Origin of the sequence: Parageobacillus caldoxylosilyticus NBRC 107762 (assembly GCF_000632715.1) — a bacterium.
Lineage (GTDB): Bacteria > Bacillota > Bacilli > Bacillales > Anoxybacillaceae > Saccharococcus > Saccharococcus caldoxylosilyticus.
The window spans coordinates 1-12,728 of the sequence record NZ_BAWO01000015.1; the positions used below are offsets into that span (position 1 = coordinate 1).

Annotated in this window: 15 protein-coding genes and 2 pseudogenes; all 17 read left to right on the forward strand. The window is 46.0% G+C overall.

All coding sequences use genetic code 11. The features are described 5' to 3' along the window. A pseudogene (locus GCA01S_RS20360) lies at positions 1–712 on the forward strand (flagellar hook-length control protein FliK); the annotation flags it as partial. After that, positions 709–1,005, forward strand: coding sequence for an EscU/YscU/HrcU family type III secretion system export apparatus switch protein (locus tag GCA01S_RS05970; protein WP_042408102.1), 297 nt, complete (start codon positions 709–711; stop codon positions 1,003–1,005). The pseudogene GCA01S_RS20360 and the gene GCA01S_RS05970, both read left to right, overlap by 4 nt. A 55-nt stretch (positions 1,006–1,060) precedes the next feature. Then, positions 1,061–1,489, forward strand: a complete 429-nt coding sequence (gene fliS / locus GCA01S_RS05975; RefSeq protein ID WP_042408105.1) for a flagellar export chaperone FliS — start codon at positions 1,061–1,063, stop codon at positions 1,487–1,489. Between the two features lie 19 nt (positions 1,490–1,508). After that, entirely contained in the window at positions 1,509–3,899 is a 2,391-nt protein-coding gene (locus GCA01S_RS05980; protein WP_042408108.1) for a flagellin N-terminal helical domain-containing protein, read from the forward strand. Positions 3,900–3,981: 82 nt separating this feature from the next. Further along, positions 3,982–4,419 carry a YaaR family protein gene (locus GCA01S_RS05985; protein WP_042408109.1) on the forward strand — a complete coding sequence of 146 codons (438 nt, stop codon included), beginning with the start codon at positions 3,982–3,984 and terminating at the stop codon, positions 4,417–4,419. A gap of 21 nt (positions 4,420–4,440) precedes the next feature. Further along, the gene (locus tag GCA01S_RS05990) at positions 4,441–4,851 is read left to right on the forward strand and encodes a TIGR03826 family flagellar region protein (protein ID WP_042408112.1); all 411 of its coding nucleotides are present in this window, start codon (positions 4,441–4,443) and stop codon (positions 4,849–4,851) included. Between the two features lie 74 nt (positions 4,852–4,925). Then, positions 4,926–5,189, forward strand: coding sequence for a flagellar biosynthesis anti-sigma factor FlgM (flgM, locus tag GCA01S_RS05995; protein ID WP_042408115.1), 264 nt, complete (start codon positions 4,926–4,928; stop codon positions 5,187–5,189). 17 nt (positions 5,190–5,206) lie between these two features. Further along, on the forward strand, positions 5,207–5,683 hold the full coding sequence (locus GCA01S_RS06000) for a flagellar protein FlgN (RefSeq protein WP_042408117.1): 477 nt from the start codon (positions 5,207–5,209) through the stop codon (positions 5,681–5,683). A gap of 11 nt (positions 5,684–5,694) precedes the next feature. Beyond that, on the forward strand, positions 5,695–7,314 hold the full coding sequence (gene flgK / locus GCA01S_RS06005) for a flagellar hook-associated protein FlgK (protein ID WP_042408119.1): 1,620 nt from the start codon (positions 5,695–5,697) through the stop codon (positions 7,312–7,314). Between the two features lie 10 nt (positions 7,315–7,324). Continuing rightward, complete coding sequence (flgL, locus tag GCA01S_RS06010; protein WP_042408121.1) at positions 7,325–8,230, forward strand: flagellar hook-associated protein FlgL; 906 nt, start codon at positions 7,325–7,327, stop codon at positions 8,228–8,230. Positions 8,231–8,314: 84 nt separating this feature from the next. Continuing rightward, positions 8,315–8,869 (forward strand): DUF6470 family protein, encoded by a 555-nt coding sequence (locus GCA01S_RS06015; RefSeq protein WP_042408124.1) that lies wholly within the window; start codon positions 8,315–8,317, stop codon positions 8,867–8,869. Between the two features lie 22 nt (positions 8,870–8,891). Further along, the gene (gene fliW / locus GCA01S_RS06020; RefSeq protein ID WP_042408126.1) at positions 8,892–9,326 is read left to right on the forward strand and encodes a flagellar assembly protein FliW; all 435 of its coding nucleotides are present in this window, start codon (positions 8,892–8,894) and stop codon (positions 9,324–9,326) included. A 14-nt stretch (positions 9,327–9,340) separates the two neighbouring features. Next, positions 9,341–9,589 carry a carbon storage regulator CsrA gene (csrA, locus tag GCA01S_RS06025; RefSeq protein ID WP_042408128.1) on the forward strand — a complete coding sequence of 83 codons (249 nt, stop codon included), beginning with the start codon at positions 9,341–9,343 and terminating at the stop codon, positions 9,587–9,589. After that, the gene (locus GCA01S_RS06030) at positions 9,586–9,771 is read left to right on the forward strand and encodes a hypothetical protein (RefSeq protein ID WP_042408130.1); all 186 of its coding nucleotides are present in this window, start codon (positions 9,586–9,588) and stop codon (positions 9,769–9,771) included. Before csrA ends, GCA01S_RS06030 begins: the two co-directional genes overlap by 4 nt. A gap of 153 nt (positions 9,772–9,924) precedes the next feature. Next, on the forward strand, positions 9,925–11,292 hold the full coding sequence (locus tag GCA01S_RS06035) for a flagellin N-terminal helical domain-containing protein (protein ID WP_042408134.1): 1,368 nt from the start codon (positions 9,925–9,927) through the stop codon (positions 11,290–11,292). Positions 11,293–11,641: 349 nt separating this feature from the next. Then, positions 11,642–11,755: pseudogene (locus GCA01S_RS19235) on the forward strand (flagellin); the annotation flags it as partial. 708 nt (positions 11,756–12,463) lie between these two features. Then, on the forward strand, positions 12,464–12,667 hold the full coding sequence (locus tag GCA01S_RS06040) for a hypothetical protein (RefSeq protein ID WP_042408137.1): 204 nt from the start codon (positions 12,464–12,466) through the stop codon (positions 12,665–12,667). Positions 12,668–12,728: the final 61 nt, after the last annotated feature.

Genomic DNA, 12,728 nt, shown 5'->3' on the forward strand with positions numbered 1-12,728 from the left:
AAACTTCGCCGGTTCGCCGAAAGAGTTTTTAGCTCATATGAATAAAACGGTTCAACCTTTTGCGCTTGAACCATCGGCACGGCAAATGTTTGAAACGATTCGCCGTCTCGGTTTAACCCATGATTACGAAGTTGCCGAATCGCTCGTTTTTAAAGGAAACAAGGAAGAAGCGCCGCAACAAAATATGAAGGCGATGTTCTTGAAACTTGCCCACAGCGGAAACGAGCAAGTAGCGCAGCAAGCGGAACAAGCGTTAAACAATCTTACGGGGCAACAGCTGTTAAACAAATTTGATGCTGGTGCGAATGTGCAAAGCTTTTTCTTCACGTTACCGCTGTTATTGCAAAATGAAGTGCGAAGCATAAAAGTGTATGTAAATTCTCGCAAAGACGGCGAACGAATCGACTGGGAAAATTGCAGTTTATATTTCTTGCTTGAAACGAAAAAATTAGGCGATATTGGGATTTTGCTAAATGCCAATGAAAGAAATCTTTCGATTACGTTTCGCAACGACAACGCCGATTTTGCGGAGAAGCTTCAACCACTTATGGATGTTGCCAAAGAAAGATTAGAAGAAATCGGTTATCACGTGGCCGGGGTAAACGTGACAAAATTAACGAAAGAAAATATGCCAATGAAAGAGTCGCAACCGATATCACAGCCACCATCTTATGCAACATTTACGGAGAAAGGGTACGATTTTACAATATGATCCAAAAATATTTCAACCAAAAAAAACGGAAGCAAATAAACGGTCCCACAGCAGCGGTTATCCGTTACGATGAAGAAACCGGAAAATCACCAACCGTCGTCGCTCAAGGAACAGGATATGTAGCGCAAAAGATTATTGAATTAGCGAAACAACATAACGTTCATATCCAAGAAGATCCACTCCTTGTGCAAAACTTGCTAAACCTTGATTTAGGCGACAGCATTCCCCCGCAACTATACGCTGTCATTGCGGAAATTTTAATATTAATAGAAGAAATAGAAAAAAACTATTAAACTACGTGCATAAATCGCCGATATAAAAAATAGAGAGCAAACGGGGGTGTACAGTTTGGAGATCCTTACAGAAGAAATTGTTTATAAAAAAAATTCGCAGCAACTAACGGCGCTGCTTTATGAAGGATTCATTGAAAGTTTGGAAGCAGCGATGACATTGATTGAACAAAAAAATTATATAGATGCCAATAAACAGCTGCAAAAAGCCAATGATATTCTCCGCCGGCTCGGTGTCGGGTTAAAATATGACGCCGGCATTATTGCCCATCAATTAGATGCGCTTTACAACTATATGGCGGAACGCCTCATTGAAGCAAATATAAAAAAAGACATTTCCATTATTAAAGAAGTGCTTCAATTAATGACGACGATTTCATCCGCTTGGAACGAAGCGTTGAAAAAAGAACCGCAGCCAATGCCAAAGTCGTTTATGCAAAAAGCGGCAGCTTACGAAAAATTTATGACCACATACGAAGAAAAATAAGATAAAGGAGCGAATAAACATGAGAATTAATCATAACATTCAAGCGTTAAACGCCTATCGCAACTTAGCGGCAAACCAATTAAGCATCTCTAAAAACTTAGAAAGATTATCATCTGGTTTGCGCATTAACCGCGCGGCAGACGACGCGGCTGGTCTCGCCATCTCTGAAAAAATGCGCTCGCAAATTCGCGGCCTTCAAATGGCGGAGCGCAATGCGTTGGACGCCATCTCCTTGATCCAAACGGCGGAAGGGGCTTTAAACGAAGTACATAGCATTTTGCAGCGTATGCGCGAATTGGCGGTGCAGGCGGCGAATGATACAAATACGGCAGAAGACCGGGAAGCCATCCAAAAAGAAATTAATCAATTAACGTCGGAAATTAACCGAATCGCCAATTCCACGGAATACAACACGAAAAAACTGCTCAATGAGTCCGTTTCCAGCCAAGCAAGAAGCGTGCAAATTGGGGCAGGCAGTTTCTCGGGCGGCGGTACAACTATCGATGGAACGAGTTTGCAATTAGATCCAGAAAGCACGATCGTGGCAGGAAACTATAAAGTGAAAATTGAGGACGTAGCGACGAAATCCCTTCAAAGTACAGGACCAGCTGCAGGCGGTGTGCAACAAATCACCTTGGATTCATCATCGAACTTGGCTGTCGGCAATACGTATGGGATAAAAATTGAGCAACAAGACGTGAAAGTCATTACCAATAATCCGGAATCATCGACAGCAATCGATGCTGTGTCCATTGCGTCGAATTCTCCGTTAAATGACGGAACGGTGAATTTATATATTCGTCGCACCAACGATGTGGACAACTTCCAAGCAGGTGGAACCGGGCTAACAGGCGTGCAACTCGCAACGGCCAATGCTGACTTAAATCCGTCGGATACGTTTACCATTAAAACAACGGTCCAAGCCTCCGGCGTAACAAACGGAACAGCTACAGGTACGTATATTAGCAATGTCACCATCGATTCGAGCAAATTTTCGTTAAAAGGAGAAGATTTCCGCCTCGCTTATGCGGAAGTGCCAGCGGGATCTGGCCAGTTTACGGTCACATTGCAAAATAAAAACGGGAATGCTTTGTCCCAAGCGGTTATTTTAGATAATAACCAGCAAAACTATGAGTTCTACGACCTATCCGGCAATAAACTCGGCGTTTCATTTACTACTGTTTCCAACATTAATGCAGCGTTGGCTGGCCAAGATGGCAATTACAACGAATTTGATGTCAACGTGGCGTTGTCGTTGGAGAAAAACGGCGTAAACATTGGAACAGCAACGATCGCTCCATCGGATACGGCTGCTGGAAACGTCACGATCAATGGGTTAGATGGAATCACATATAAAGTCAGCCATAACGGATACGCCAACACAAATGTGAATCAAACCGCGACGTTTGGCGTGCAAAGCACGCTTGAGTACTCGACCGATAACAACAACTTTACAACGTTTAACGCGGGCGATAATTTAACGTTAAACGGCGGCATTTTCGTTGATATGGCCGATAATGTCACCGACTATGCGACAGGAGTGACGACGGTGGGGATCGATGTCGGCACGACATCGTCATATACGGCCACACTCGTTGATGCATCAGACAACGCCCTTTCTGGCGTACCGACGCTAATTGTCAGCGATAACGGCACTTACTCGTTCGGCAGCGGTACAGGCGTTTCGTTTACAACTGGCACGCTGACGGCTGGAACACGTACATTTGCCGTAGGGGCAACGGTTACGACGAAAGCGACATTAAGCACGAACGGCGTTGATGTTGAAACGTTAAACAACATTGCCCCGAACACGACCCTGCGTTTCCATAACGGCGATTTAACCATGAATATTGGTGCGCTGACGAATGGGGAAGCTTCCTTTGCGATCACAGGCGGAACGAACGATCAGTCGCTGAAAATTCAAATTGGGGCTAACGAAGGGCAAATGTTAAGCATTGGGATCGACGACATGCGTGCCCTCGCCTTAAAGCTCTCCAATGGCAGCGCAGGCGCCACGGTTTCATTCACGAACCATTTAGGGGAAACCGTCACTGCCTACTATTCCAATGCCGCCAATGTCAATAACGGAGACGTTGCGGAATACGGGCTTGATGTAACGACCCATGAAAAGGCGGCAGCGGCAGTCAAAGTATATGACTACGCCATCGCCCAAGTATCAGAACAACGGTCGAATTTAGGGGCTGTGCAAAACCGCCTCGAACATACGATCAATAACTTAAAAACGGCAGAAGAAAACTTAACGTCGTCCGAATCCCGCATCCGTGACACGGATATGGCGATGGAGATGGCCGAGTTTACGAAAAACAACATTTTAACGCAAGCGGCACAAGCCATGCTCGCGCAATCAAACCAGCTGCCGCAAGGAATTTTACAATTATTGAAAAGCTAATGTTTCCTAAAGGGGTGGGTCCACAAGGCCTCGCCCTTTTTTTGTAGTTGTGCGATAATGGTGGTAACAAGGGGTGATCGCGATGGAAGTGCAAAAAGTAACAAGGGCGAACGTATCGAACGTCAGCCGTAAAGAAGAAGCAGCGATGGAATCGGTGTCATTTACCGAAGTGATGGCGAAAAAGCGGAATGACATTGTCTGGGAACGCGTGCGGCAACAAATCCAGCAAATCGAAGAACAAGGGAAAAAGCTCGCCGAATCGCGCACGATCGAGGACTTGAAAAAATATAAACGGCTTGTGAAGCAATTTTTGGATGACGCTGTCAAAAACGGCCTGCAGCTCGAGGAACAGCGTGGATTCAGCCGCGGCGGGCGGGCGCGCATTTATAAAATTGTCAAAGAAGTGGATCGCAAATTAGTCGAACTGACGAACGAAGTGCTGCAAAAAGAGCAAAAAGGCTTGGAAATATTACGGATTGTCGGCGAAATTCAAGGGCTGATCATTAACATTTACACATAAGCGGCAGGGGGGGAGAATTCGGTGGCGGAACTGGCCAATTGCCCAAAATGCGGGCGGCTGTTTGTCAAGCAGTCGTCTATTCGTGACGTGTGCGAACAGTGTTACAAGGAAGAAGAGAAATTGTTTGAAAAAGTATATTCGTTTCTCCGTAAACGCGAAAACCGCGCCGCGACAATGGCGCAAGTGGTGGAAGCGACGGGAGTAAGCGAGTCGCTGATCACGAAGTGGATTAAAATGGGGCGGATCCAGCTCGTTCTTTTCCCGAATCTCGGCTATCCGTGTGAATCATGCGGCGCCATGATCCGCGAGGGGCAGCTTTGTACGAAATGCCGAGCGAAGCTGCAAACAGAACTAAAGCGCGCCGAGGAAGAAAAACAGCGGGAGCGGTTGAAATTTACGACTTATTATACACAAAAAGGGGAAGAACGCTAAACATTCACGATCCCGTTCCGATATAAAAAATAGGCAAAGGCAGAACGTTTGCTTGAAAAAGCGAGGTGAAAGCGATGAAAATTCATCATGTCGGCCCGATGAACGTCAATCCGTATGAGCGGCAGTTCAATAAAGTGGAGCGGCAAGTTCCGTCCGTACGGAAAAAAGATCGAGTCGAAATTTCCGAAGCGGCGAAAGAACTGCAGGAAGCAGCCAAATGGGAGCGCGCGCGCCAGGAAAAAGTGGAAAAGCTAAAGCAGCAAGTACAAAACGGCACGTATACGATTGATCCAAAAGCAATCGCCAAAAGCATGATTCAATATTATCGAAAACAGTAAAAACGGAGCGGACGATCATGACGTTTTCGGAGCTTATTTCGATATTAGAAGCGCAAGCGAAGCTGCATGAAAGTTTATACAAGCTCGCACACCGAAAGACAGAAGCGTTGAAAAAAAACGATATCGATGCATTGTCGACGTTAATGAAGGATGAACAAAAACATATTTTCGCCATTAGACAGTTTGAGGAGCGGCGAATGCGCTGGATGGAAAAAACGTTTCCAAACGAACAACATATGACAATGACCCGCTGCATGGAGCTTGCCGATGAAACGGAACGAAGAAAACTTACCGAACTATATAAACGGTTGACGGAAACGATCACACGGCTCAAACAGGCAAACGAATTGAATAAACAGCTTTTGGAACAGTCGCTGCAGTTCGTCTCGGCAATGTTGGATGTAGCCATGCCATCCGCCCAGCCGATTACGTATAACGAAACGAATCAATACGAAGAGCCGTTAAAACGCTCCATATTTGAGTCCAAGGCGTAAGGGGGAGAATGATGCTTTCGACATTTCACGGATTAGAAGCTGCCAAGCGCGGCATGATGACCCAGCAAGCCGCACTTTATGTGACAGGGCATAACGTCGCAAACGCGAACACGCCTGGATATACAAGACAGCGCGTCAATTTTGTGACGACGGAGCCATTTCCCGCTCCTGCCCTCAACCGCCCGCAAATCCCTGGGCAAATGGGGACAGGGGTGACCGCAGGATCCATTGAACGTGTACGGGAATATTTTTTAGACATACAATATCGCGGGGAAAATAACAAGCTCGGTTATTGGGAAGCGCGCGCGGACGCGGTCGCGAAGATGGAGGACATTATGAACGAGCCGTCGGACAGCGGATTGGCGAAAACGATGGATCAGTTTTGGCAGGCGCTCGAAGATTTAAGCGTCAATCCCGAAAACGAAGGGGCACGGTCTGTCGTACGCCAGCGCGGGCTTGCGGTGGTGGAAACATTTCATTATTTAGCAAACTCGCTATCGCAAATTCAAGCGGACATCGGCACGCAAATCGGTGTAACGGTGACGCAAATCAACTCGCTTGCCAAGCAAATTAGCGAACTTAACCAACAAATTGCGAGCGTCGAACCGAACGGCTATTTGCCAAATGATCTGTATGATGAGCGCGACCGTCTGATCGACGAGCTTTCCAAGCTGATTAACGTGCAAGTCGAAAAACACCAAACCGGCGGCAACGCGCCAGCAACGGCGGAAGGGACGTATGATATTTATTTCCTCAATGGAAACGAAAAAGTATATCTTGTCCAAGGCGGGAATTTTCAATCCATTTCATTTCCAGATGGTCAAGATGTGGACGGGGACAAAGACCACATTCAGGAAATGCCCCCGGCTGCGGGAGTGACAATATTGCAAGCGGGCGGCACGACTGTTTCCTTTACCAGCAACAATCAAGCCACGTTTCCGATGGGCAAACTGCGTGGGCTGATCGAAGCGTATGGCTACGTCGTGCAAGACAGCAACAATCAGCCAATCGTGACCGGCATTTATCCAGATATGTTAAATAACTTGGATAAGCTTGCTTATACGTTTGGCAAATTGTTTAATGCCGTTCACGAAAAAGGATATGGGCTCAACGGCGAAACGGGTGTTTCCTTTTTCGATGGGCTTGACCAAGTGAAAGGTGCGGCAAAAACGATTGATCTATCCGATGATATTATTAACGACCTTGCCAACATCGCCGCTTCTACGGAAAAGGATAAGCCAGGCAACGGAAACAATGCGATTAATCTTGCCAACGTCGGGAGTATGCCGCTTTCCGCGGATACGGTCAGTTTAATTGGTACAACCAACACGATCCAGATCAGCACGCTTAATCTGCCGTTGACTTCTGGCACGATCCAAACAAACTACCAAGGCTGGATCGGGAAACTCGGCGTTGATGGCGAACAAGCGAACCGAATGAAAAACAATAGCGACGTCCTGCGCCAGTCGGTAGAGGAGCGCCGCCAATCAGTGAGTTCCGTATCCCTTGATGAAGAAATGATGAACATGATTAAATTCCAGCACGCCTATAACGCGGCGGCAAGGCAAATTACCGTCGTCGATGAAATGCTCGATAAAATCATCAACGGCATGGGTATCGTCGGAAGGTAGGTGAGAAAACATGCGCGTGACACAAAGCATGCTGGCAAATAATATGCTAAAACATTTAAGCGCCAGCTATGCGAACTTAGGAAAATATCAAGAACAGCTTTCCACGGGGAAGAAAATTAACCGCCCATCGGACGACCCCGTCGTGGCGATGAAAGGAATCGCGTATCGCACGAATTTAACGGAAGTCGAGCAGTTTAAACGCAACTTTTCCGAAGCATACAACTGGATTGAAAATTCGGATGCGGCGCTCGATAAAGCGACACAGGCGTTGCAGCGCATTCGCGAACTTGTCGTGCAGGCGAGCAATGACACGTACGAAGCGACGCAGCGCCAAGCGATCTCGCAAGAAATTAAGCAGCTGACCGACCAGTTGGTGATGATCGCCAATACGAAAGTCGGCGACAAATATATTTTTAACGGCACCAACACGCTCGAGCCGCCTGTGCAAATGAACGGAACTTCCATCACGACATCAGACAACGCGGAAGAAGTAAAAATTGAATTAGCGAAAGGCATTTATATTGGCGTCAACGTGGATCCGACGAAAGTGTTCCATTATGACGCTTCACAAAAAGGGAAAGGATTGTTCAGCGATTTGCAGTCGCTTGCTAACGATTTGGACGACCCGGCCAAGACGGGAAAAGAGATTAACGAATACCTTGGCTATATTGACCAGCATATTACAAACCTGCTAGGCGTCCGCGCCGAGCTAGGAGCGCGCATGAACCGCATTGAGTTGATGGAAGACCGTATTGATTCCCAACAAGTCATTGCGGAAAAAATGCTGTCCGATAATGAAGACGTCGATATGGAAAAGGTCATCACCGACTTAAAAACGCAAGAGAGCGTGCATCGCGCCGCATTAGCGGTCGGCGCGCGCATCATCCAGCCGACGCTGGTCGACTTTTTGCGATAAGCTAGCTTTTTAGCTGGCTTTTTTCTTATCATGTTCCGATTCCGCCCGCCATGACGCGGCGGTTTCGTCAAGGAGGAGCTGTTGATGCGCATTCCGCAGCTTCGTATGGAAGCGACATTCGCGAAATTGGCGATTTCCACCGAACCCGCGCAACTGGAAATCACCCAGCCGCCAGCTGAGGTGACGATCGAACAGCCACATCCAGAATTGGAGATCAACGTCATTCGTCCGCGGCTGACGATCGACCAGTCGCAGGCGTGGGCAGAGATGAATTTAAAACATGTGTTTCGGCTGATCAAGGATGCGGCAAAAGATGGATATGAAACATGGCTGGCGTATGTAGAAACCGTTTCTGCGCAGGGAGACGAGCTGATGAAAATCGAAAACGGCGGCGACGTGATTGCCGAGCAGGCGCAAGCAAACAGCGAAGGCCCGCCGTTGGAGTTTAACGTCGGCCTTGTGCCGTCGCCGTTTAGTGTCAAAATCGATTACGAACCGGGCAAGCTAATGATGGATTGGAAAATTCATCAGCCGATGATTGATGTAAAACCGCACCGCCCAGTCATTCATTACCAACCAGGAGCGGTGCACATCGATTTGGCGCAGCACAATTCGCTCCGCATCAATGTAGTCACGTAAATACGAATCGAGGGATGAACGAATGAAAATCGCGACAAAATATCACGGAGACATCGACATTGATGAAAAGGACATCGTCCGTTTTGAACAAGGAATGCCAGGGTTTTTGGAGGAAAAACAGTTTGTCTTATTGCCGCTCGAAGACACGCCGTTTGTCATTTTGCAATCGGTCAAAACTCCAGCGCTCGGCTTTGTCTTAATCGAGCCGTTTTCGTACTTTCCAACATACGAAATCGACCTCGATGACAACACGCTCGAGCAGCTTCAAATCACGGGCGAGCAAGATGTTGCTTTATATGTTATTTTGACCGTCGCCGATCCGTTCGATGACACGACGGCGAACTTGCAGGCACCGGTTATTATTAACGTCCATAAACGCCTTGGCAAGCAAGTCATTTTAACAAACACGAACTACAAAACAAAACATCGCCTCTTTCCTGAAAAAGTGGCGAAATAAAGGAGGCGGCAACGATGCTTGTACTCACGCGCAAACTGAAAGAAGCGATTCAAATCGGCGATGACATCGAAATCACCGTCCTCGCCATCCAAGGCGATCAAGTGAAGCTTGGCATCAACGCGCCGAAACACGTCGAAATCCATCGCAAAGAAATTTACCTCGCCATCCAAGCTGAAAACAACGCCGCCTCCCACGCCTCCAAAACGTCGCTCGAACGGTTGAACGAGCAGTTGAAACATTGGAAAGGAGGGAAACAGTCATGAGCTTCAACATCGGCGGCATACAAATTCCAGGCGTCATCGCCAACATCGTCCAAGATAACAAACAAGCCGCTGAACAAGCGTTAAATCAAATCATTAATAAACATAAGGACGACCCAGCACACATCATTAAAGAAATCCAGCAGCCTTCGCCATTTTCCCAATTTCTCGACATCAAAATCTAAAAAATTTGCGCCAACCTATTAAACTCCCAAAAAACAAACCGATATAAAAAGTGAACGCGGCATAGCGAAGAAAGGCGGCCGACTTTCTTCCTATCCGCGAACCTATCATTCCACAAGGACGTGGAATAAAAAATTTTCAAGGAGGAAGGGAATATGAGAATTAACCACAACATTGCGGCGTTGAATACGTATCGTCAGTTGACGATCGGTCAAAGTGCAGCAGCGAAAAACATGGAAAAATTATCATCCGGTCTGCGCATTAATCGAGCTGGTGACGATGCAGCTGGTCTTGCGATTTCTGAGAAAATGCGCGGGCAAATTCGTGGTTTAGAGCAAGCTTCTCGCAATGCGCAAGACGCAATCTCGTTAATCCAAACAGCGGAAGGGGCTTTAAACGAAACACATTCTATCCTTCAACGTATGCGTGAACTTGCTGTACAAGCTGCGAATGATACTGCAACAACGGAAGATCGCCAAAAAATCCAGGATGAAATGAACCAGTTGCGTCAAGAGATTGATAGAATTGCTAATACAACTGAGTTTAACAAAAAGAAATTATTAAATGGTGATATTGCAAAGACTGTTACTGATAGTGGTACAGATGCTGCTTCATTTGACGATGATGGGTATAGAACGACTGGAAGTACTGAAGCAGGAGTATATACTGTGTCATTCATAAATGCTGCTACTCAGGCAACACTTGGTGGTGGAACTCTTGATACTACTACTCTTGCAGACTCTAACGTTAGTACAGTTGGCTTCACTGGCACACTCACTATTAACGGAAAGAATATTATGATTGAGTCTACTGATACATTAGATAATATTGTTACTAAAATTAATAACTTATCTGCAGATACAGGGGTAATAGCTGCTATTGGTACAGGCACTGACAGTGCCTTGTCTACCAAAAAGTATATTTCTCTAACATCCATTTCTTATGGTTCTAAAGCAACTATCCAAGTGTCAGGTTTAACAAGTGCTCAATTACAAAAACTAGGTATCGCTGATGATACAAATACTAATACAGTTTTATCAGATGCGGGTACAGATGCTGTGGCAACTCTTACAAACTCAGCAGGAGATAGCTTTAGTGTTATAAACGTTGATGGCAATACGGTAACTTTTGAAAATGGATTAACTGTAAAGGGTATTGATGGCACAGTTGCAGACGGTCATACAGCAACAATTGCAGTAAGTTCTGAAAATACATTAGATTTCCAAATAGGTGCTAATGAAGATCAAAATATCAATCTTTCTATTAACAAAATGGATGCTGTAAGCTTAGGTATTAATGGAAGCACTTCTACTACTGCTTTATCTGTTATGTCATACGAAGATGCCAAAGCAGCTATTACTGTAATTGATGATGCAATCAGTTTAGTTTCTGATGAGAGAGCTAAACTCGGTGCTTACCAAAATCGCTTAGAACATACAATCAACAACTTAGGTACATCTGCTGAGAACTTAACAGCTGCTGAGTCTCGTATCCGTGACGTAGATTATGCCTTCGTTGCTTAAGCAGTGACAGGCACAGTCGTCCTAGCTGGAAACGGCTAGGAGTATCACCGGGTGAATTGCTGGGAACCCCTTAGAGCCTTTGACGCCACAACGTAGCTGGAAACGGCAAGCGTGATGGTTGGAAAAGTCAAAGGATTGGGCAACCAGCAGCCAAGCTCCTGTCCCGAAAGGGTGGAGAAGGTTCAACGACTAGGACATACCGCCTAAGGCGAGAAGCTATGGCGATGAAGTCCGTAGGGTGAATAGGATTCCTCCATCGTCCTGCATCATCCGAAGCGCCCGGCCCCTAACAGGTCAAGCTGAGGGTGAAGATGTAGTCTGGTCCCGTCACGAAAGTGAGGGTGGCACGATGGCCAAAGAAATGATGGAATTCACAAAGAACAATATTCTGACACAAGCAGCGCAAGCGATGTTGGCTCAATCTAGTCAAATTCCGCAAGCGGTGTTGCAACTGCTTCGGTAATTTGATTGGAAGGGCGTCCTAGCTGGAAACAGCTAGGAGTATGACTGGGTGAATTGCTGGGAACCCCTAAAGCTTTCCTTGCCACAACGTAGCTGGAAACGGCAGGCGTGACGGCTGGAAAAAAGGAAAGATGCAACAATGGGCAACCAGCAGCCAAGCTCCTGTCCCGAAAGGGTGGAGAAGGTTCAACGACTAGGACATACCACCTAAGGCGAAACGCTATGGTGATGAAGTCCGTAGGGGAGGCAAGATAGCCGAACCGAAGTGCCCAGCCCCTAACAGGTGAAGCTGAGGGTGAAGAGATAGTCTACACAACGGTCGAAAGACGTTGAGGCATGGCAAGCCAACCAACAACCACAAGGAGTATTACAACTTCTTCGTTAATTTTAAATTACATGAAAGAGACTCTAGCTTTGCTAGGGTCTCTTTAGTCTATAAGGAGCGAAGGACTCCGTGAGACATGGGAGGGTACACCGCCATGAGAGAAGTGGAGATCCATGATGTGTGGTTATAGTGAATTTCTCCCTATTTTCAAAAAATAGGATAATAGGGCTTCTTCTCTTACAACCTACTTATCCAAAAATTTAGGGATATTCAATATCTATCCTGATTTCTGATGTTTATTCCTTATCTATCCTTGTGAAAATCGAAGAAATTCAAAGAAAAAACGAGAAAATCCGATATTTTATAGAGGGAGGTATAATTCTGATGAAATTCTCGTTAGGTGATAAAATCAGGGTAAAGCATATAAACTATGACCATAAAATGCGCGTTCAGCAACCAATGCCATCAATAATAGGAATGAAAGGCATTGTAGATAAAATGAGTGTTATGGAGGAGAATGCTTATTACATTAAACTTGAAAATGGAAAATTGGCGCTCTTATATGAAGATGAAATAGAGTTAATTTAATTTTGTAGATTAGTATTCATTTTTCTCTGTAGTGAATTTATTGCAGAACGCATAGCGGTGT